At 71.1% G+C, this 21,090-nt stretch carries 19 protein-coding genes; 13 read left to right on the forward strand and 6 right to left on the reverse strand.

What is annotated here, in order from left to right:
• Positions 1-5 precede the first annotated feature (5 nt).
• Together BL253_RS33685 and BL253_RS33690 are read right to left on the reverse strand one after the other, a co-directional pair.
• The gene (locus BL253_RS33685) at positions 6-1,481 is read right to left on the reverse strand and encodes a type I glutamate--ammonia ligase (protein WP_081438965.1); all 1,476 of its coding nucleotides are present in this window, start codon (positions 1,479-1,481) and stop codon (positions 6-8) included.
• A 280-nt stretch (positions 1,482-1,761) separates the two neighbouring features.
• A complete protein-coding gene (locus BL253_RS33690) occupies positions 1,762-2,448 on the reverse strand; it encodes a dTMP kinase (RefSeq protein WP_076821592.1) in 687 nt (228 codons plus the stop codon).
• 403 nt (positions 2,449-2,851) lie between these two features.
• Between BL253_RS33690 and BL253_RS33695 the strand changes: the two genes are divergently transcribed.
• From BL253_RS33695 to BL253_RS33720, 6 genes are all read left to right on the forward strand, one after another.
• On the forward strand, positions 2,852-4,234 hold the full coding sequence (locus tag BL253_RS33695; RefSeq protein WP_241835377.1) for a sensor histidine kinase: 1,383 nt from the start codon (positions 2,852-2,854) through the stop codon (positions 4,232-4,234).
• A complete protein-coding gene (locus BL253_RS33700) occupies positions 4,231-4,875 on the forward strand; it encodes a response regulator (protein ID WP_076821596.1) in 645 nt (214 codons plus the stop codon). Before BL253_RS33695 ends, BL253_RS33700 begins: the two co-directional genes overlap by 4 nt.
• A 118-nt stretch (positions 4,876-4,993) precedes the next feature.
• Positions 4,994-6,148 (forward strand): ABC transporter ATP-binding protein, encoded by a 1,155-nt coding sequence (locus BL253_RS33705; RefSeq protein WP_241835378.1) that lies wholly within the window; start codon positions 4,994-4,996, stop codon positions 6,146-6,148.
• Positions 6,145-7,122 (forward strand): ABC transporter permease subunit, encoded by a 978-nt coding sequence (locus BL253_RS33710; protein WP_081438966.1) that lies wholly within the window; start codon positions 6,145-6,147, stop codon positions 7,120-7,122. Before BL253_RS33705 ends, BL253_RS33710 begins: the two co-directional genes overlap by 4 nt.
• Before the next feature lie 234 nt (positions 7,123-7,356).
• A complete protein-coding gene (locus BL253_RS33715; protein WP_076821600.1) occupies positions 7,357-8,040 on the forward strand; it encodes a molybdopterin-dependent oxidoreductase in 684 nt (227 codons plus the stop codon).
• A gap of 66 nt (positions 8,041-8,106) precedes the next feature.
• Positions 8,107-8,943, forward strand: a complete 837-nt coding sequence (locus BL253_RS33720; RefSeq protein ID WP_076821631.1) for a formate dehydrogenase — start codon at positions 8,107-8,109, stop codon at positions 8,941-8,943.
• 64 nt (positions 8,944-9,007) lie between these two features.
• Here BL253_RS33720 and BL253_RS33725 read toward each other — a convergent pair whose 3' ends face one another.
• Positions 9,008-9,472 carry a GNAT family N-acetyltransferase gene (locus BL253_RS33725; protein ID WP_420801745.1) on the reverse strand — a complete coding sequence of 155 codons (465 nt, stop codon included), beginning with the start codon at positions 9,470-9,472 and terminating at the stop codon, positions 9,008-9,010.
• A gap of 339 nt (positions 9,473-9,811) precedes the next feature.
• Positions 9,812-10,039, reverse strand: coding sequence for a MarR family transcriptional regulator (locus BL253_RS33730; protein WP_076821604.1), 228 nt, complete (start codon positions 10,037-10,039; stop codon positions 9,812-9,814).
• Between the two features lie 139 nt (positions 10,040-10,178).
• Here BL253_RS33730 and BL253_RS33735 point away from each other — a divergent pair, with 139 nt between their 5' ends.
• The 5 genes from BL253_RS33735 (at position 10,179) to BL253_RS33755 (ending at position 13,483) form a co-directional block, all read left to right on the forward strand.
• Positions 10,179-10,688, forward strand: coding sequence for a hypothetical protein (locus BL253_RS33735; RefSeq protein ID WP_076821606.1), 510 nt, complete (start codon positions 10,179-10,181; stop codon positions 10,686-10,688).
• 709 nt (positions 10,689-11,397) lie between these two features.
• The gene (locus BL253_RS33740; protein ID WP_076821608.1) at positions 11,398-11,712 is read left to right on the forward strand and encodes a hypothetical protein; all 315 of its coding nucleotides are present in this window, start codon (positions 11,398-11,400) and stop codon (positions 11,710-11,712) included.
• Between the two features lie 200 nt (positions 11,713-11,912).
• Positions 11,913-12,089 carry a helix-turn-helix domain-containing protein gene (locus BL253_RS33745; RefSeq protein WP_476644130.1) on the forward strand — a complete coding sequence of 59 codons (177 nt, stop codon included), beginning with the start codon at positions 11,913-11,915 and terminating at the stop codon, positions 12,087-12,089.
• 41 nt (positions 12,090-12,130) lie between these two features.
• On the forward strand, positions 12,131-12,691 hold the full coding sequence (locus tag BL253_RS33750) for a Clp protease N-terminal domain-containing protein (protein WP_158230471.1): 561 nt from the start codon (positions 12,131-12,133) through the stop codon (positions 12,689-12,691).
• Positions 12,692-12,751: 60 nt separating this feature from the next.
• The gene (locus tag BL253_RS33755; RefSeq protein ID WP_076821614.1) at positions 12,752-13,483 is read left to right on the forward strand and encodes an ankyrin repeat domain-containing protein; all 732 of its coding nucleotides are present in this window, start codon (positions 12,752-12,754) and stop codon (positions 13,481-13,483) included.
• Between the two features lie 1,071 nt (positions 13,484-14,554).
• Here BL253_RS33755 and BL253_RS33765 read toward each other — a convergent pair.
• The gene (locus BL253_RS33765) at positions 14,555-15,937 is read right to left on the reverse strand and encodes an NsdA family TPR-like regulatory protein (protein WP_076821618.1); all 1,383 of its coding nucleotides are present in this window, start codon (positions 15,935-15,937) and stop codon (positions 14,555-14,557) included.
• Between the two features lie 302 nt (positions 15,938-16,239).
• Between BL253_RS33765 and BL253_RS33770 the strand changes: the two genes are divergently transcribed.
• Both BL253_RS33770 and BL253_RS33775 read left to right on the forward strand, forming a co-directional pair.
• Positions 16,240-16,734, forward strand: coding sequence for a hypothetical protein (locus tag BL253_RS33770; protein ID WP_241835379.1), 495 nt, complete (start codon positions 16,240-16,242; stop codon positions 16,732-16,734).
• Between the two features lie 463 nt (positions 16,735-17,197).
• Positions 17,198-18,607: a replication initiator gene (locus tag BL253_RS33775; protein WP_241835380.1), complete on the forward strand. Its 1,410-nt coding sequence runs from the start codon at positions 17,198-17,200 to the stop codon at positions 18,605-18,607.
• Positions 18,608-19,044: 437 nt separating this feature from the next.
• Here BL253_RS33775 and BL253_RS33780 read toward each other — a convergent pair whose 3' ends face one another.
• Positions 19,045-20,886: a recombinase family protein gene (locus BL253_RS33780; protein WP_081438967.1), complete on the reverse strand. Its 1,842-nt coding sequence runs from the start codon at positions 20,884-20,886 to the stop codon at positions 19,045-19,047.
• Between the last annotated feature and the right edge of the window lie 204 nt (positions 20,887-21,090).

Raw genomic sequence — 21,090 nt, forward strand, 5'->3', positions numbered from 1 at the left:
CGCGGTCAGTGCCGCCAGAGCGTCTGGGCGACGATCTCGGCCGGGGTGGCGCCGGCGAACTGGTCGATCTCCGCTCGGCGGACGGCGAGGATCGTGTCATGCAACTCGACGCCGAACGCGTCGAGCAGGACGGAGTCACCCTCGAACGCCGTCACCGCGTCGTCGAGCCGGCGCGGCAGTGCCACTATGCCGCGCCGGGCTCGTTCCTCCGCGGGCAACGTGGCCGGGTCGACGTCGACCGGCTCGGGCAGCCGCGATTCGCCGATCGCGGGGGCTGACCGCCCGGCGGCCAGCAGGCCCGCCAGCAGCAGGTACGGGTTGGCGGTCAGGTCGAAGCACTTGATCTCGAGGTTCGGGGACGCCGCGGCCCACCGCTCGAGGCTGATCTTGACGCCCAGCTCGGCCTCCACGTCCGGCGAGTGCACCGACCGTCCGCCCACCGCGAGGCCGGTCACCAGCCGCAGCGCGGCCTCTCGGTTCTCCACGCCCCAGCAGGCGAACGCGCCCGACCAGCGCGACGGCGCGAGCCGCAGGTAGGAGGCGACGCTGGGCGCGCCGACGGCCAGCAGGGCGGGCAGGTGGCCGAGGATCCCGGCGGCGAACCGCTCGCCCAGCTGGCTCAGCCCGGCCGGGCCCGTCCCGTCCATCAGCCTGTTCCAGCGCTGGCTGTCCTTCATCCCGAGGCTCAGGTGCACGTGCCCGCCGTTGCCGACGCCATCCGGGACGACCGCCGGCGAGAACGAGGTGCGCAGCTTGTGCTGGACGCCGACCGCGCGCACGGTCTGGCGGACGAGCACGCTGCTGTCGGCCGCGCCGAGCGGGTCCTCGGCCGCGACGGACACCTCGAACTGACCCGGCGCGTATTCCGGGTGGATCTGCTCGACGACCAGGCCCTGCTCGGTCAACGCCTCGACGACGTCGCGCAGGTAGTCGGAAAGCTCGATGACCCGGTCCATGCCATAGGCGGATCCCTTGGCTACCGGTGCCGGCGCCGAGAAGTGCTGCCCGCCCTCGGGGTAGACAGTCCACTCGATCTCGATGCCCGCCCGTGCCTGGCCGGCACCGCCCAGAAAGCCCGCGAGCGCGTCGACCTGGCGGCGTAGGACCTCCCTGGCGTCCTGTGGATGTGGCCGGCCGAGCTGGTCGAACCGGTCCGCCGGTGCCCAGGCCCAGCCCGGCTGAGCCGCCAGCGGCACCAGCCTGTCCAGGTCCGGGCGCAGCCGCAGGTCGCCGACCGGGCCCCCGGCGTAACGGCCGGACGCGATCCCATCGGTCAGCCCGAACGCGTCGGACACCGGCGAGACCCCGACACCCACCTGGACGGCTCGTTCCAGCCTGCCGACCGGCACGCCCTTGACCCGGGTGATCCCRCTGTTGTCGACCCAGGTCAGCGCCACCACCCCGACACCGCGCGACCGCAGATCCGCCGCGATACGCGCCGCCTTGTCTCCGTCCGCCGACATGCCGACGTCATCACTCATAGGAACCCCTAACGGGAAGATGGGTGACACGGAGACCCGCGCGCACGAGCCGACCCCCGCTAGTGTGCCGCCACGACCACTGAACGCACCAGCACGCGCGTCAACAGGCGGGACGACCGCTCGGGCCATATATCGGGACGTCGAAGGGGAGACCCGCCCGCGCGCCCATCGGGCGAGCGCGTGGTGCGAAGCGGCACGGTGCGCGGCGCGTGGGGCCCGGTGCGTGGGGCCCGGTGCGTGGGACACGGGGCACGGGGCGAAACGGCGCGGCACGCGCGGCTCAGAGCAGGTCGCGCAGCACCTTCTCGACGGCGGCCTCGACGCTGGCCGCCATCGCGTCGGCTCCGGGTGCCGACGCGCCCGCGGTCTCGGCGCGGTCGACGGTGAGCCACGGGGCGGCCCAGCCGGAGCGGGCCAGCTCGTCGTACTCCAGCGCGACCCGGGCCTGCAGCGCCTCGTCCGCCTCGAAGCGGTCGACGCCACGCCCGCTGTCCGCGGCCGCGCGGGAAAGCGCCCGCGCCCGGGCGACCTGGACTGGCACCCGCAGCAGCACCTGCAGGTCCGGGCGAGGCAACGCCAGGTCGCCGAGCTCGATCGCGGCGACCCAGTCGCGGAAGCCGGCGCGTTCCTCGGCCGGCAGCCGGGCGGCGCCATACGCCGCGTTCGAGGCGACGTAGCGGTCCACCAGCACCACCCCGTCACCCGCCGCCGCCGCGTCGAGCTCGGGGCGCGCGTTCGCCCGGTCGAGCGCGAACAGCAGGGCGCTCGCGCGAGCGGAGGCCGCGACGGGTGCGAGCGCCGGGTCGCCGGTCAGCATCGCCCGCGCCGCCGGGCCGAGGGGCGCGACCGAGTAGCGCGGGAACGCGAGCGTGCCCACCCGGCGCCCCGCCGCCGCCAGCGCGGCGACCAACGCCATGGTCAGCGTGTTCTTTCCCGCCCCGTCGATCCCCTCGATCGCGACGATCACCCGCGCGGCCCCCTCGTCCTCGTTCAGGCAAGACGTCCACGCTACCGGCACCCCTACGGGGGCCGAGCTCCAGCGATATCCGCGCGCCACCGAGGACGACGGTCATGGCGGCGATGGCGGTCATGGCGCCGACGACCACGGCGGTTCCTCATCATCGACCACGGCGGTTCCCGATCACCGCGGGTTCGCCGAACGGCACGCGGGACGGCCCGGAAAGCCAGCCCGACCCGGTCCGTGTGCCCGACCGTTCCCGCGAACACCCGTGATCAACGGCAAGAGCGCGGGCGGATACGACCGGGCGCGTAGCGCGGGATACGCGTCGGGCGGGATGTCAGGGCCGGCCTGAGGGGTTACCGTCGCCGGGATGGACGGAACGTGGTTTCGACGGAACCTTCGGTTCCTGGTGCGGGACGTCCTGGTAACGGCCGCGTTCACGACGTTGTTCTTCCTCAGCGCGCCCAAGTGGAGCGAGACGCAGGTCTCGTCGCATCGGCCCATCGACGCGGCGGGATACACGCTGCTCGGCGCGATCGCGGCCGGGTTGCTGGCCCGCCGCTGGCTGCCGCTGGGCACGCTGGGCGCGCAGAGTCTGCTCGTCGGCGCCCTCCTCGGGGCGGGCTACGCCCATGGCCCCTACTTCATCGCCGTGGCGATCACCGGGATCACCGTCGGCCGGACCCGCCAGCGCCGAGTGGCCGCCAGCGCCGCGGCCTGCGCCACCGTCCTGATCGCGGCCGGCGAGCTGACGAGCTTCCTGCGCGGCTACGCGGCCGGCGGCTGGGATCTCTCCGTCGGCCTGGGGGCGGCGCTGCTGTTCGGCGTGGTCCCGGTCGTCGGGGGCGCGCTGATCGGTGAGCACCGGGCCTGGCGGGCGAAGGCCGAGGAGGAGGCGACCCGGCGCCGCGTGGACGACGAACGGCTGCGCATGGCCCGCGAGGTCCACGACGTCGTCGGGCACAGCCTGTCGATCATCTCGTTGCAGGCGGGCGTCGCGCTGCACGTCCTCGACCGCCGGCCCGAGCAGGCGCAGATCTCGTTGGAGGCGATTCGCCGGACGGCGATCGAGGCGCTGGACGAGCTGCGCGCCACGCTCGCCCTGACCCGCGCCGGCCGGTCCACGCGCGGGCCGGCCGCGCTGGAGCCGCCGCTGGCGGAGCCATCACGTCCGGAGCCATCACCCGCGGCCCAGGCCGTGTCCGGCCCGTGGGCGGCTCCGCCGCGGCCGCCCTCGTCGCCCGCTGCGCCGACCGAGCGGGCCGCCAGCCGGCCGACAGACCGGCCGGCCGAGCGAAAGACCGAGCGGAAGGCCGACCGGACGGCCGAACGGACGCCGCTGACGGGGCTCGGGAGGCTGCCCAGCCTCCTCGCCGAGGTCCGGCTGTGCGGGATCCCGGTCGAGGTGTCGACCAGCGGGCCGCTCGACACCCTGCCCGCCGACGTCGACCTCGCCGCCTACCGGATCGTGCAGGAGTCGCTGACGAACGTGCTCCGGCACGCCGCCGCGTCACGGGTCACCATCGAGGTGGCCGTCGCCGGCGGCGCCGTGTCCATCGACGTCGCCGACGCTCCGGACCCACCGGCCGCCCAGCCGGTGACACCACCGGGCCACGGACTCACCGGACTGCGCGAGCGGGCCGAGGAGCTGGGCGGGCGCCTGACCGCCGGCCCGTGCGCGAGCGGTGGCTGGCGCGTGCACGCGGAGCTCCCGGTCACCCGGGCACAGCCGGTCGGCGGTCCTCGTGGCGGATCTGGTGGCGGTCGTAGCCGTGGCGGAGGGAATCGTTGATCAGGGTCGTGGTGGCCGACGACCAGCCGCTGATCCGGCTGGGGCTGCGGGTGCTCGTCGAGACCGAGGACGACCTCGAGCTCGTCGGCGAGGCGGAGGACGGCCGGGCCGCCGTCGAGCTGGTGCGCCGGGCCAGGCCGGACGTCGCGCTTCTCGACATCCGGATGCCCGTGCTCGACGGGCTGGCGGCGCTGCGTGAGATCACCGACGATCCGGCGCTGAGCCACACCCGGGTGGTCATGGTGACGACGTTCGAGCTCGACGAGTACGTGTTCGAGGCGCTGCGCGGTGGCGCCTCCGGATTCGTGCTGAAGGACAGCGAGCCGGCGGACCTGCTGCGGGCGATCCGGGTCGTCGCCGCCGGCGAGTCGCTGCTGTCACCGGCCGTCACCCGCCGGGTGATCGAGGCGTTCGCGCGCCGGCCCGTATCACCCTCGGCGCCCGACCTCGGCGGGCTGACCGATCGGGAGCGGGAGGTGATGGGGCTCGTCGGCCACGGTCTGTCCAACGATGAGATCGCCGCCCGCCTGGTGATCAGCCCCGCGACCGCCCGCACCCACGTCAGCCGCGTGATGGTCAAGCTCAACGCCCGGGACCGCGCCCAGCTCGCCGTCCTCGCGAACCAGGCCGGCCTCGTCTAGACCGGTCGCCTGCCGAGCCCGGGCGCGGGCACGGGCGCGGAGGTACGGCGGAGGGCGTAGGGCGGGTGACGACGCTGGGGCGACGACGAGAGCCGCCGCGCGCCGCACTCTGATCGACATGACCCAGTCAACGCAACAACGGCGACGCGGGGAGAGCCGGCCCGCCTCGCCGCCCGCTCGGCTTCCGGTTCAGGCCGCGACGGGGCCCGCCTCGCCGCGCGGAGGGAGATCGCCGGCGGACGACGCGGATCCCGCCGCGGTCGACGTGCGCGGCCTGTCGAAGCGGTACGGCCGGCGAACCGTCGTCCACGACCTTGACCTGCGCATCCCGATTGGCGCGGTGGCCGGTTTCATCGGCCCGAACGGGGCCGGCAAGACGACAACCCTGCGCATGCTGCTCGGCCTGGTCCGCCCGACCACAGGGCAGGGCACCGTGCTCGGCCGCCCGCTGACGGAGCCGGCCGGCTACCTGCCGCGGGTCGGCGCGCTGATCGAGAGCCCGGCTCTCTACCCGCGGCTCTCGGCCCGCCGCAACCTCGAGGCGCTGGCGATCCTCGCCGGCCAGTACCACCCCTCCTGGATCCAGGAGGTGCTCGACGAGGTGGGGCTTGGCGAACGGGCCGACGACGAGGTGCGGTCGTACTCGCTCGGCATGAAGCAGCGGCTCGCGATCGCCGCCGCGCTGCTCGGCGACCCGGACCTGCTGGTGCTCGACGAGCCGACCAACGGCCTCGACCCGATGGGCATCCGGCTGATGCGTGAGCTGATCCGTGACCTCTCGATTCGGGACAACCGCCCGCGAACGGTTGTCGTCTCGTCGCACCTGCTCGCCGAGGTGGAGCAGATCTGCGACTGGATCATCGTCGTCGACGGGGGCGAGCTGGCCTACCAGGGGCCACCGGACGGGCTGCTTTCCGCCGGCGCTTCCCGGGTGACACTGCGCCCCGAGCACCTGGACGACCTTGGCATGCTCGCGGACCTGGCCGCTGGGCTTGGCCTCGCGGTCGAGCGCGCCGGCGACCAGGTGATGGCGACGCTGCCCGCCGGCGAGGCTCCGAACGGATCGGCGACGCCGTGGGCCGCGGGCGCTTCGGAGACCGAGCACGACGACCCCCAGGAGGCGATGCGTGCCCTGCTCGGTGGCCTGAACAGGGCCGCGCACGCGCACGGGATCACGCTGGTCGAGATCGCGCCGAGCCGGGTGACCCTCGAGGAGCGCTACACCGGCCTGGTCGCCCAGGGTGCCGGCCGTCGGACGGGAGACGCGGCATGACCGCCCAGCATCTGACCACACAGTCCGTCGACGATCAGGTCTACGCCGAGCAGACCGCGGGCGGGCGGGCATTCGACGACCAGGCCGACGAAGGCCGGGCCGCCTCCGCTCGGACCGGCAGCGGCCCACCTGCCGTCGGACGGAGCCGATCAACGGATCGCGGCCCACTGCTCGCGGTAGCCCGCAGCTACCGGTCTGAGGTGCACAAGCTGCGCCGTCCGACGACGGTAGCCGCGATGGGCGTACTCGCCGCGTTGTCCGTCCTGTCGACCGTCCTGACCTTCGCGCTCGCCAAGGACGGTCCACCCAGCGCGTTCGGCAGCTCGGACGGGCTGCTGCCGCCGCTGCCCGCGCTGGCCACGCCGGCCGGGCTCGTCCTGGGTTTCCGGATCGGCTCGACCTTCACCGGTCTGCTGTTGCTCCTGCTGTGCGCGGCGATGCTCGCGACCGAGTACAACCAGGGCACCATCAGGATGATCTTCATGCGGGAACCGCGGCGGGTCTCCTGGCTCGCCGGCAGGATGGGCGCGCTCCTTTCCATCCTCGCGGTCGCGCTCGTCGGGGCGTTCGTGATCAGCGCGGCGACGGCGGTGCTGATGGCACAGATCCGGGGTGTGGACACCGGGCAGTGGTGGACGGACGACGCGCTGCGCCGAGCCGGCAAGGACTACCTCAATGTGCTGGTCGGAACGACCTGCTTCGCGATCGCGGGCACGACGCTGAGCCTGCTCATTCGCTCGACCACGGCGGCCGTGCTGATCGCCTTCGCCTGGACGGGCCCGCTCGAACACATCATCGAGAACGCCTGGCCGGACGCGACCAGGTACCTGCCTGGCCTGGTGTTCGCCAACATCAGCACGGGTGGCAACTCGATCGCCGGTTACCGCGGCCCGCTCCTGCTCGGCATCCTCTACGCGGTCGCGCTCGCCACGGTCGGCATCACCAGCCTGGCTCGTCGCGATATCACCGCCTGAACGTGGTTGGACGGCCGCTGGGCCGGGCCTCGGGCCGGCCCGGCGGTGCCCTGTGCCCGTCGTCTCCGGGCCAGGGCACCGCGTCCCGGCCGAGAGGCGATCCAGCGACTCGCCGCTCACCTTCTCGGCGCGAGTCAGCGCCGACGATGATTACGAAAAGCTAACGATTGACGGGCCGGGGGTGTATCGGCTCGCCGGCGGTGTTCACTGGAACCCGTGGTCAATGGCGCACCGGTGGGTCGCCGGGTGGTCCTGGGGCTGATCGCCCTGGGCGCCGCCGGGGTCGCCGTCGGCGCGGAGGTGGAGCGGGCGGTCGACACGGTCACCGCGCCGCTGCGCGAGAGGGACCCGACGGGTCTCACCGAGCTGATTCCTGGCAGCGGCTTCGAGATCTACTCGGTCGCGTCCTCGGTGCCACGACGCACGGCCGCCGACTATCAGCTCAAGGTGCACGGTCTGGTGAACCGGCCGGTGACGCTCACGCTCGCCGAGCTGGAGGCGATGCCACAGACCGCGATGACCCGCGACTTCCAGTGCGTGACCGGCTGGCGGGTCGACGACGTCCACTGGTCGGGCGTCCGGCTCACCGACCTGCTCGACCGGGTCCAAACGCGGTCGACGGCCAAGGCCGTCATTTTTCGCTCGTTCGACGGGCTCTACGACGAGAGCCTCACGATCGAGCAGGCCAGGCGCTCGGATGTGCTCGTGGCGTTGCGCATGCTGGACGCTCCGGTCAGCTACAACCATGGCGGCCCGGTCCGCCTCTACGTCGCGCCGATGTACGGCTACAAGTCGATCAAGTGGCTGGGCGAGATCGAGCTGGTCAACGAGGTGGCTCCGGGCTGGTGGGAGCGGCGTGGCTACGACGTCGACGCCTGGATCGGCAAGTCCAACGGCCGTGACGACGAGCCGGTCTGAGCCGTGGATGTCCACCAGGAGGGCTGGGACAACCAGGACCGCCGTGTACCGGAGAGGTACCGGGAAATGGCGACGGGACCGCGCGAAGGCGAGATCCGGCGTTTCGGGACGAACACCCGCTGGGTGCATCGCGCGACCGCGTTCCTGTTCGGTGTGTGCATCGCAACGGCCGCCGTGCTCTACCTGCCAGCGCTTTCGATCCTGTTCGGCCGGCGAGCGCTGGTGATGACCGTCCATCTCTACAGCGGCCTGGCCCTGCCCATCCCGGCCCTGCTCGGCTGGCTGCTCAGCCAAAGCCCGCGCGAAGATGGCGAAGCCTCGCGCGGGCGGAGGCGGCTCGGCGGGTCCAGCGGCGGCTTTCGCCGTGACGCCGCCGAGCTCAACCGTTTTGGCCCCGCCGACGGCCATTGGCTCCGCGATCATCTACTGACCGGCCCTATCCGCAGGTTTCGCCGCCAGACGTGGGCCTCGGACGCCGGTGGGACGACCGCCGGCGCCGTCCCGGCGCCCGGCGCTCCGGACGTGGGCCAGGCGCGTATCGGCGGCAAGTTCAACGCGGGCCAGAAGTTGTATGCCGCCGGCGTGGCTGGCTCGATCGCGGTCTTTCTCGGCACCGGCCTGCTGATGTGGTTCGGTGCCGACCTCAGCGTTCCGGACCGGTACCGCACCGGCGCGACGTTCGTCCACGACGTGTTCGCCTACGGGATCTTCTTCGCGATCTGCGGCCACCTCTGGATGGCCTCGCGCGACCCGTTCTCCCGCGCCGGAATGCGCACCGGCTACGTCCCGACCTGGTGGGCGACCGCCGAGCATCCCCACTGGGACACGGAGACGGATCAGGACACGGAGATGGAGACGGAGACGGCTTCCCCGGACCAACGGACCGGCGAACCATCCCAGTAAGCCGGCCGTCTGGGCAGCCGAAAGCTCGCGGGACGCCCGTCGGCGGCCTCGTCCGCACCGCCACTCAGTCGGGGCGGCGGGGGCGATAGGTCTTGTAGGGCAGAAAGCGGTGCATGACGTAGAGGTCGATATCGCCACCCTGAGGGTGGCGGAAGGCCGACGGGAGCGTGCCGATGACGCGGAACGCGAGCACCCGCCAGATCGCGACCATCCTGGTGTTGCCCGCGACCACCGCCGTGGACTGCATCGCCCGGTAGCCGAGCTCGGTGGCGTGCTCGATCGCGGCCTGGGCCATCTCCCGCTCCAGCCCTTCGGCGGCGCGCGCGGGCTCGGCGATGAAGATCAGCTGTGCCACATGGTCGCCGAGGCCAGCCTGCGCGGGGGTGATCTGCGCGGAGGCGACGATCCGCCCATCCCCGCCGTCGTCCTCCATCACGAGCACCGCCGCCGGGGGTGGCAGCATCCACAGCCTCCGGGCGTCCGCCTCCGAGGTGTCCGGGCGCCACACGAGCAGATCCCCGGCCGACACCTGTCCGTGCCAGATCGGCCAAATTCCGGCCCAGTCATCGTCAGATGCCGGCCGTGTACGCACCCTCCTGATCCTGCCCGTCCGTAACCGCCCCTGAAAGCGATAACCGGGGGGCGCCTGCCACAACAGGCACATCTACCCCGCTAAGCCACAGCAAGCACACCGAGAGTCGCCACCCGGCAGCACCAGTGACACGTCTGGCGACGTTCACCCGTTTCGGAACGGCCTTTTCAAGATTAGTCAGACGCTACGCGCCACTGAGAGGGCGTTTGTAAGCCACTGACAAATCACCCATGACCCCGCTTGCTGGAGCAAGCTGCGTCTTTGTGTGCGCCGTGTCTAGTTGTCGGGGTCGGGCTTGGCCTTGGGGGGCCGTCCGCCGTGGCCGGGCCTGGCTCGCATCCACGCCTCGAAGGTGGAGAGGCGCCAGCGTGGCCGGTCGGGTACGGAGTCGTCGTCGGGCGGAGGTAGGCGCCCCTGGCTGCGGTAGTTGCGGAGTGTGCCCGGCCTGATGCCTGCCCGCTCGGCCATCTCGCGGTAGCCGATGAGTGGATCTTCGTCAGGCATGCGGGCGTTCTCTCCACAATCCACAGAAATATACGGCGCGGCGCCGTACAATTTGGGTGTAGGCGGTTCCGGCGGGGTGTAGCGAGCACCCACGCCGAAACCTTGATCACAGACCTGTGCTCAGACAGGACGGCAACCCATGTCCAATCTTCCTCCACACGAGCGCGGCGGCTGGCCCCGGCGGTGGCAGCCGGCGCGGATCGTGCCGCTTCCCGACGGTGATGTGGCGCTGCGGCTGCATGCGGGCGCCCCGGCGCGGGAACTGGCGACGCTGGCCGGGATGCTGCCTTCGGCGTTCTACGTCACCCACCGGCCGGTCACGCCCGCCGGTGCGGCGGTGGATCTGGTCTTCCGGGACAGCGCCGTGGGCGTCGCGGGCTCGTCGCCGTGGCGCGCCCCGGTCGGTCCGGCTCCTGAGGCTGTGGCCGACGCGCTGACGGTGCCGGGCGATCCGTCGGGCTGGGTCCCTGATGTCGGCGCGGTGCCTGACCGTGGGATCACGCCGTATCAGTGCGCGCTGTGGGAGCTGCTCGCGGCGGCACCCGACAGCGCGTCCGGCGCCCGGATGGCGGGCCTCGTCCAACGGCTGCCCCCGGAAACGGTCATGGTCCTGGCGGACCTGCTGCGCGAACGGCGCGCCCGACACTGACCCTCCGACCGATCCGCCACGGCGGCCGGCACCCTTCCCGGGTGCCGGCCGCCGTTGCCGTTTCGGCCGTCGCGGCTCGACTGGACGGTGCTAACTGCGGTGTCAATTCCGCTTGCCAGAGCAAGCATTTTAACGATCAACTGATCAACGATCATGCCTCTTGGTGGGCCTGAACGGGCCACTAGCAACATCATCTCGACACCCATACCACCTATCGACCATTTACGATCATGGCTGCGGCATATCGGTTTACGTACCACGTCGTTCCGCTCGACGGTGCTCGGCACACGATGACGCTGCGCTAGGGCGCCACCCCGCGCGACCTGGTCGGCGTTCCCTCGCTGGGGGACTGCTGGCCGTCGTCTTCTGTCCGGGTTTCGGAGCTGCCTTGTCGGTGCCTTCGGGTTTGAGGGGCCTTGGCCCTTCATGGCTCGGGCTGAGCGGGGCTTCTCCGGCGGGCAGGCAAGCTCTGCTTTGCGTCAGGGTTCTCGGCCGTGCAAGATCCGTCGACGGCTCTGGACCCGAGCGTGTCGGGTGCGGGTCTTGCGCGGTCGGGGTTCCTGGGGCAACCCTCTGGGTGCCTGCTCGTCGGAGGAGACACGCGGACTCTCGCCGTCCTCCCCCTTCTCCGGTGGAAGGGCCGGGGTCCGGGGCAGAGCCCTGGTGCGTCGTGCGGCGTCGAGCTACCGAGCGGGGAGGGGCATCGCGGATGAGGTTGGTGATCCTCTGTGTCCCGGGCTGCCGGAACGCCTCGATCTTGCGGGATCGGATCGGTGGCCTGCTAGGAGTCGATGACGCGGTCACCCTCCGCGTGGTCGAGAGCGAGGATGCGGCAGTGGAGGTGGGCATGACCGGCTCGCCGACCCTGCTGGTTGACGGTGTGGATCCATTTGCTGAGCCGGGTCGCTCGGTGAGCCTGTCGTGTCGGCTCTACCGCGACGCTGGCGGCGACGTGACCGGGGCGCCGTCGGTGGCACACCTTCGTGAAGCGCTTGGTCTGCCGGCTGGCAGCGACCGCGACTGATCGTTGCCTTGCCTGCGGGGTAGACACTCGCCACCGCTGTCACTGGTGGTCTTCGCGGGTCAGCGTCTGAGACGTGGCGGGAAGATCCACGCTGTCAACATGTGTTGACAGGTTCTGGTGGTCGGTTCACTCTGGGGTGCATGACGGATGTGACGCGRCTGGCCGCTGCTGCTGCGGCAGGCGAGGATCCGGGGACCGGGTTGGCGGCGATCGCGGCGCTGCGTGAGCTGATGGACCAGTTGGAGGCGTTGCACGTGTCGACGGCCCGTGAGCAGGGTTGGACCTGGGAACAGATCGCGCAGGCTCTGGGGGTCACTCGTCAGGCGGTGCATCGCAAGTACGTGACGCGGGCGCTGCCGGGCTGGAAGCGGTCATGAGCCGGGCGCGTGATGGCGGTCGCGGGYCGGTCAGGCGGCCGGTGGGTGTCGTGTTGGAAGCCGCCCGCGCGGAGGTGGCGTCGGCTCAGCATGGCTACGTGGGCCTGGAGCACATGCTCGTCGCGTTCACGGGGAGTTGGGCGGGGTCGGTGTCGGGGCTGCTCGCCCAGGTCGGTGTGAGCGGTGAGCGGGCCCGCGACGCGGTCAGGCTGGTCGTGGGTGAGGGTCGGGGTGACGGTCCGCGGTGGGATGCCGCCGCGTTGCTGGCGACGCTAGGTATCGATCTGGACGAGGTCCGCCGTGCGGTCACGGAGCGGTTCGGCGCGGACGCGGTCGAACGGCTGTATGCCAGCGAGGTGGGTTGGAACCTTCGGCCACAGGGTCCGCTGTGTGGACCCGCGTTGAGTCCGCAGTTCAAACAGACCATCGACCGGGTGGTGGGCCGGTGCTGGGACAGCGCCCCGCACCACTTCCACGAACGGCTCCTGCGCAGTGCGCTGGACGTYTCCAGCGGCGGTCTGTCCGCGCTGCTCGATGAGCTGGATGTGCCAGCGGTGACGCTTCGCGCGGTCCTTGACGACCGGCTCAGGCTGGCCGGCTAAGAGGCCATGACATCGTGATGGTCTGAACGGTCAACGACGGGCCAGAACCCCAGGGGTGTCGTGGAGTTCCTGAGTACCGAGGATCCGGTTGCGGTCGCGGCGGTCGCCGCGATCCACAGCGGGGATGTCGCTGCGCTGTCGGCACTGCTCCAGGAACATCCTGGGCTGGCTGTGGTGCGGCTCGGCGATCCGGGGATGTCACGGACGTTGATGCACGTCGTGACCGACTGGCCGGGGCACTATCCCAACGGGGCGGAGACCGTGCGGACCCTCGTCGCGGCGGGCGGGGACGTCAACGCCCGTTTCGGCGGACCGCACACAGAAACCCCGCTGCACTGGGCGGCCAGTAGCGACGACGTGGCCGTGTTCGACGCGCTGTTGGACGCGGGYGCTGACATCGAGGCCGACGGCGCGGTGATCGCCGGGGGTACGCCGTTGGACGACGCTGTCGCGTTCGGGCAGTGGAACGTTGCTCGGCGGCTGGTCGAATGCGGAGCCAAGGCCAGAATCTGGCACGTCGCCGCGCTGGGCATGATGGACCGTCTGGCCACCTACTTCGAAGGGCCGGACCAGCCGACGCCCGACGATGTCACCCACGCTCTGTGGAGCGCGTGCAACGGCGGTCAGGAACAGGCCGCCGCCTACCTGCTCGATCGGGGCGCCGACATCAACTGGGTCGGCTACGACGAGCTGACCCCCCTCGGCGCGGCTGAACGCGCGGAAGCCCCCACCCTGGCGGCGTGGCTGCGGGCAAAGGGTGCCAGGAACACGGAGGAACTGACGGAGTCGTAGTCTGCGGCTTCTTGGCCGGACGGCGACGCACCGACGCTCCGACGCGCCGGGCGGGTGGCAGACCCGACACGCCCGGGGTGCCGAGCGAAGCGAGGCGGGGCCCCGGGGCGTGGCGGGGCTGACGGGCCCCGCCCGGCGCGTCGCGTGCGGCGCGTGCGGCGACGACCGGCCGGCGGCCGAAGGCCGCCCTTGAAGGCGGTACAGAATTTCCGCGACAGCGATCTTGGCGACTGGTGGTGACCGTTGCGACGCTCGCCGCGACACTCGCGGCGGCCATGGCTTGCTTCACAGCTTGCGGATCTCCGGTGTCCCACCCGGGGGTAGGGGCATGTCCGACCTGATCGCATGAGGGAGCGCCCTGGAGACGGGATCTGTAAGGTGCCGACGAAGCTGGATACTTGCCGATCAGGTTTAACCTCGCCACCCTCGCAGCTCCGGTGCCTCACTGTTGAGGACGGCGTGGCTTACGGCATCCTTGGCATCCGAGTGCGCTCTTCTCACATCCTCAGCCGCTCGAGACGCGCGATCTTGAGCGCTCCGCAGATCGCGTTCGGCTTCGGTCACTACACGCCTCTGGCGCTCAACGGCCTGTGGTCGTCGACTTTGATCGTAGCGAAGAGTGCGGCTAGCGTGTTCTAGCTTGCGTCGGTGGGTATCTACAGTGTGCTGCGCGTTCGCAGCGTCTCGTTTAGCGTTCTCGTATCGGCGAATCGCGGTATAGGCGTCTGAGCGCAGCGTCATTGAAACTCCCCCATAGAACCACCGAAGCGGTGTCGAGCTGCTTAAGGTAGTTAAGCACAGCTCTAAGCTTTGGCTCCGTCGTTCGCCCGAGTGCGTCGCCGCCCTCCAGTCGGTCGCCGAATCAGGCCACGGCGATGGGGCTGGCCGCGCCCAGCAGTCTCCGCCTCGGCCACAAACCGCGGGCCGCACGCGTTCGCGCTCGGGAAGGCGGGCGTTCTCGCGCGCTACGGAGGGCTCAACGGAGTCTCACGCGGCTTCGTGCCCTAGATCGTCGGTCGACCATCTGCTGGGACTCGACATCTTCGCTTGGTGTTTGTGCTGGCCTGTGGTTCAGATGGTTGCGGCTGGGGGGAGTGCTCGGCGGGTGGGTAGTTGGTCGTTGAGGTCGCGGATGCCGGGGAGTGTCGCCCATTTGGGTTCTGTGGTGAGGCGTCGGTAGATGCCTGCGACTCGGTGGGCGGTGGCGCCGTGGTCGTTGCCGTGGGCTGCTGTCAGTGCGTTCTGGAGTGCGGTGGCGGTCTGTTCGGGCTCGGGTGTGGGGCGGTGGAGGAAGGCCCGGGCGAGTGCGAGGTGGGTTCCGGCTAGTTGGACGTGGCGGCCGGTGCTCTCCAGAAGTGCCAGGGAGTTCCGGGCGTGGTGCTCGGCGGCGTCGCCTTTGCCGAGGTAGCCGAGTGTGATGGCGCTGAATGCCTCGTAGTGCTGTTCGTCGCCGGGTTCTGGTCCTGGCTGCGGTGGGCCGGTCCAGATGTTGTCTCGCAGGGTGCGTAGAGCTGCGATGGCGCCGCCTGTGTCGCCGGTCTGGGCGAGTGCGCGGGCAAGGGAACTGGCAAGTACGGGGATGACGTAGGCGTGGGCGCCTGGCTGCGCTCGCTGGGCGATGGCTGCGGCGGTGGTGAACTCTTTCGCGAAGAACGCGAGGGCTGACCGCATGACGGCGACAGAACCGGAAAGCAGGCTGTCTCCGGCGGCGTCGGCGTGTTGAGCGGCGAGGACGAAGAACGTCAACGCGGTGGTGTCGTCGCCCAGGTCGAACGCGAGTTGGCCACGGTAGTAGGCGTATTGGCCGGCGACGAGTTCGACGTCTCGCCGGGTGGTGCCTGAGACGCGGGTTTCCAGGAGGGCTTCGGCGTCGTCCCATGCCTGTTCTACGGGTTCGACCAGGTCACCGTGTGGGGTGATGGCGTAGAGCGTGGTGAGGCGGTGGATGCCGTATTGGAGCTGGGCGAGGGTCAGCGKGTCGGGTCCGGCGGTGGCGATGGCCCGGGAGATACGTGCGGCCCGGTCGGATGGGCCACCCGCAGCGCCGATGGTGGGGAGTAGGACGCCTGCGCTGAGTAGGTCGCGGCGGCGCGATGGACTCACCTCCCCGGACGCTGCTGGCCTGGTGTGTCTATCGTCACCCGCACGCCGGTCAGGGACCAGCGCCGCGCGAGGCGTGAGGGCCGGATCACGCGGCGGCTGTGGGGCCGGCGGACCGAACAAGGTGGCGATATCGGCGCCGAACATGGCGTTCAGGACGGCGGCGGCGGGTGCTCGTGGGTCGGTGACTTCGCCGGCGATCCAGCGTTTGGCGGTGYGTTCGGCGAGGTAGCCGGAGCCGATGTTCAGGGTGATCGCGGTCTGCTGGTAGATGCGRCTGAAGCGGGTGGCGCTCCAGCCGCGCTGGATCAGGAGCGCGGCGAGGTGGGTGCGCGGGGTGGCGCTGGTGGTCATGGAGTCTCCGGCGGGCGCGACTGGGCTCCACTGATCATCACTCGTCGCGGAGGCACTGTCAGGAGCGGCGCACGGGTTGCGGTGTAGTGGCCCGAAGTGGCCCGAAGTGGCCCGGGATGGCCCCTTGTGCCGTGGGCTGGAAGCGGCCCGGATCGTCCAGGTCGCCGTCACTGGCGGCGGTCGTTCGGCGACAGATCGTGGATGGCGCCGGTTCCGGTCGGGCTGGCTGCGTTCCCCCGGCCGGAGCCGGCTTCTGCGGCCCGCACGTGTCGGGCTCRCCGGCCGCGAGGGTGGGAGGAACCGTGACGGTCGTGAGGGTGGAACTGGACGGCTGGGAACCCGGCTCGGTGCCGGTGGAGCTGGGGCCGGTGCGGCTGCCGCGCGGTGGCGGAGTGCTGCTCGACGCCTATCCGTGGCCGGATTTCGTGCCCTCGGGCCGGTTCCCGGCGGATGGTGCTGCGTTGCGGCTGGCGGCGAGAGGTGTGGCGCGGGTGGTGGTGGCCTGTCCGCCGTTGGCGTCGCCTGCGTGTTCGGTGTTGGCGTTGGCGGTTGGCCGGTTGCTGGTCGAGCAGCGGCTGGTGGCGGGGGCTGGTGCGGTGCCGGTGGTGTTGTGTGCGTCCCGGCCGCGGTGCGCGTGGGAGTCGGGCGGGGTGATCGTGCCGCACCCGGTCACGGTCCACGCGCGCGGCGGTGTCCAGTACCGGGTGGTGTGGGAGATCAGCGAGACGTCTGATGTTGCGGCCTGGCTGCTACGGCTGGGGCCGGTGGTCGGGTGGCCGGTGGCGGTGCCGGCCTGACCGGCGGTGAACCGCTGCGCGGATCCGGTCGTTGGCCTGGTACGGCCGGTAGTCCGTTCCAGGATGCCTCAGGGACGGTATCTCTTCGTTTCCCTGTCTTTGCCTGTGCTGGTGTCGTATTCTGGAATCCGGTCGTCGGGTAGGCCCTTTAGAGCCCGTTAGGGCTAGGTCAAGATTCCCAGACCTGGATTGAGTACGGGTGCCGCCACATTGAGAGCTGGCCAGGAGTAGGACGGCCCAGGCTTCGGTGTCACCACCTACGCGCTTGGTGTGACCTCCGCGTGTAACAGCGGTGGGTATCCCGGGCGCACCCCGCCTTGGGCGGGGCGGCCTGCGGGTCTCGGCTGCGCTGTCGCGTCGCCCTCACCACGGCCGGGCTGTGCCTTTGCGCAGTCTGCGTCGTGCCGGGCTTGTGACGTGAGGCGCGGTCGGGCCCGCTTCCCGGGGTGGGAGCGCGGTCCCGATGACCGAACAGTCCTCGTCAACGACACCAACCGACGGCTGTAGCCGACCGATCCGGCTCGCCGGCCGGTCCGATCACGTAGACCTGGCCACCGGTGAGATCCGGCGGGCATCCGCCCCGCCGACGGTGCATGTGCGGTGCAACAACCGGCGGGCCTCGGCCTGTCCGGACTGCTCCAAGCTCTACCAACGCGACGCGCGGCGCATCGTAATGCGCGGCCTGGACCCCGGACCGGACGGTGCGGCGGCTGCGGTCGTGGGCGGGCCTGCCTGGTTCGTGACCCTGACCGCCCCGTCGTTCGGCCCGGTCCATTCCCGCCGTGCGGGCAAAGGCGCGGACAGCCGGGTGTGTCGGGCGCGTCGCGGGACCTGTGAGCACGGCCGTGCGCTGGCGTGCCACCTTCGCCACGGCGGCGATGATCGGCGGCTTGGTGAGCCGCTGTGTTCGCGCTGCTTCGACTACGGCCGGGCGGTGGTGTGGAACGCGCTGGTTCCGGCGCTGTGGAAGGCGACCCGGGACAGGTTGGAATCCGCGGTGGCCTCGGCGGTCGGGCTCACGGTCACGGGGCTGCGCCGGGTGGTGCGGGTCAGCTTCGTCAAGGTCGCCGAGATGCAGCGCCGGGGCCTGGTCCACCTGCACGTCGTGGTCCGGGTCGACGGTCGTGACCCGTCGGGCGAACCGACGGCGCCACCGTCCTGGGCGTACGGAGACGTGATCGCGGACTGCCTACGGTCGGTCGTCAACTCGGTCTCGGTGTCGGCTCCGGACCCGGCGGCGGTCGCGCTGTTCGACAGCTCGGGCGCGCTGCCGRTCGCGGCGTCGTCCGACGGGTGGGCGGTGCGCTGGGGCGGACAGGTCGACATCCGCCGCATCCGACTCGGCTCCGACGTCGACGCCGTCAAGGTCGGCAACTACCTCGCCAAGTACCTGACCAAGTCCGTGACCGACTCGGGGGCACTCGACAGGCCGGTCCGGTCTCTGCGCCACCTCGCCCGGCTCGGCCTGCGCGAACACACCCGACGGCTGGTGGAAACGTGCTGGCGCCTGGGGACGGATCGTCCGTTCGCGGAAGCGCTGGATGCGGCGGCCGGACGGCCTGCGGGCCGGGTGTCCGGGCTGATCCGCTGGTCACACTCGTTCGGCTTTGGTGGCCACTGGCTGACGAAGTCGTGGAGGTATTCGACGACGTTTCGGCAGTTGCGTGGGGTGCGGCGGCGTTGGTCGCGACTGCTCGCGGCGGCGCTGTCCGGCCGTCCCCTCGGTCTGGACGACGACGGCGGCCCGGTCGTGCTGGATGAGTTCGGCCGCCCCGACGGCGACCCGAACACGGCAGTCATCGGACAGTGGCGCTATGCCGGGCGTGGCCGTGATCCAGGTGCGGTGCGGGACTCGTCTGGGGTGGGGCCGTGACGCGGCGGCGTGGGTCGGGGCTGCTGGCAGGCGAGAGGGCGTTGCCCTTCGACGACTCCGAAGACGTGCCGGGCGTGGCGGAGTGTGTGCGGCCGGTGGCCGCCGGTGTGGTGAGTACCGAAGGTTCCTCGGCGTCTGCTCTGTGCTCGGGCTCGGGGGGTGTCGGGGAAGCTGTCCCGCCGGTGGGGGTGGGTGGGTGGGACCCGCCTCGGTCCGTCCCGCCGTGCGCGCCTGGCGGTGCGTCGGCTGCTCCTGGCGGTGCTCGGGCTGGTCGTGGTCGTGGTGCGGCGTCGGTGGCGGCTCGTGAGCGTGCCCGTGCGGCGGCGCAGGCGTGGATCGACGCGATGGTCGAGGCGGCGCCACCGTTGGATGACGTCACCGTGGAACGGATCGCGACCCTGCTCGGCGGTCCCGGGTCGGCGGGTGGGGCTGGTCTGTCAGGCGGCCACGGTCGGCGTGCCGGCTGACTGCTCCCGGTCGCGCTCGGCTGGGGCCCGGAAGGTGCGCCACCGGACGTCAAGGCGGGTGACGTCGATCATGCCGGCGGGGCCGTGCCTGCGCCCGGCAGGCTTGATCTTCACCGATGCGTACAACAGCCGGTAGAGCGCGCGCCGGGTCGGGACCGCCAACGCCTTCACCCGGGCCCGGATCTCGGCCTCGGTCGGGCTACCGGCGACGAGACGCACGACGAACAGCGGCACCGCGACCGTGTCCGCCTCCGTCTGGGCGGCGGCGATCTGCGGCAACAGCTCCGCCTCGATCTGCGCAAGCCCCTCCGCCGACAGCTTCCCCGAAGCGGCCGACGTGTAGAACCCCGACAGCCGAGTCTGAAGCTCACCCACGGTGCGCCGGGCGGCCAGCGCCCGGGAGTCATCCGGCCGCGACAGCCGGGCCAGGACATCCGGCTTGGCGAGCCGCCGGGCGGTCAGGGTCAGCATGTGGTCGTCGAACTCCTCCAACATGATCGACACATGGCGCGCCCCCGACTTACACCAGTAATGCGCCCGACGCGCCCCGGCCGGGTTGACCGACAACCCGGCACCACACACCGCGCAGGTCGCGATCCCGGACCACTCGTAACGCTGCCGCCCCGGCCGCGACGCCGMTACCGGCCGTCCCCCGGCCGTCCGCTCGGCCACCGCCCGCCCGGCGGCGGCAAACGCGGCCTCCTCCACGAGCGCCGGCCACGTCCCGGGATGAACCCGGCCGCCATGGGTGCGCCGGGCGACATAGACCTCGGCGGTGGCGATCCGGCGGACCGTGCCCGCTGACCAGCGCGCGCCCTTCGGCGACGGGATGCCCTCGGCGTTCAGACCGTCGACGATCGCGCGTAGCGACCGGGCCTCGCCTACCTCGCGCACGATCCGGCGGACCACCGGCGCCGTGGCCGGGTCGGGGTCCTGGGCGACGAGCTTCTTCGTCTCCGGGTCGTACTCCCGGCGGTAGCCATACGGAACGGGACCCTGCGGCCGGCCTTTGCGGACACCGCCCGCGACACCACGGCGGACCCGAAGGGAGATCTTCTTCGTCTCGACCGCCGAGCGGATGCCCTCCTCCGCCAGCGTCTCCCAGTCCCGGGCATTCGCCATGTCATAGGTCCGGTCATGACTGGCAACCCGAATCAGGATCCCGTGGTCATGGCAGTAGTCCAGAAGCTGCGACCACTCCGTCAGCTTCCGATCACCCCGCGACGCCTCCCACAACCACAACGCATCCCCCCGGCCGATCTCCAGATCGGCGAGTAGCCGGGCCCATTCCTCCCGGTCGCGCTTCGCGAACTCGGAAGCCGACCGGCCGTTGTCCGTGTAGACGTCGGCCACATCCCAGCCCAGCTCCGCGCAGTCGTCGCGGCCCTCGGACTCCTGATCACTGACCGACTTCCCGTCATCCAACACAGACCGACGCGCATAGATCAACACCGACCGGCCATCGCTCGAAGCCACGGCCACCCGACCCGTCTGCCTACGTACACCCATAGCAAATATTGTAGTGATTAACGAACGCTCTGTCGGTGACGCACAGCGTCTGACTGATCTTGATTCCGATGGTGCCAGCGATGGGGGTGAGCATTCGGTGGTCGGGGCGTTGGACTTGCCTCTGCCGTTTCGGCCGGTGAGCACGGCAACCGGGCCGATCAGCAGCGCGGCACCCTCGAACGTCTTGAAGCTCGTGAGCCGGATCGCTCGAAGCCGCGCGATGATCATGGCGTGGCCGTATCCCGCCACCAACCCACCATGATCTCCGTCTTCGAGACCTCGGTCGCGCAGTCCGCGGGCCATGGGCCGGGCGGCGGCGGCAAGGGGCACGGCCGACGGCCGCGCGGTCTGACGGTGGCGGCCTCGGTGTCTCGTCTCAGCGAAGCTGGCCTGTGACCAAGGCTGGTGGGCTGGGGCAAGGTTCCGGCACGCTCGCGGTTTGACTGGTAGGCCGGTTCGGTCGGATTGGTGGAGGCCGGGTGGGTAGCGGCTGGTTCGTGGGGGTGG

Source organism: Pseudofrankia asymbiotica (genome assembly GCF_001983105.1).
GTDB lineage: Bacteria > Actinomycetota > Actinomycetes > Frankiales > Frankiaceae > Pseudofrankia > Pseudofrankia asymbiotica.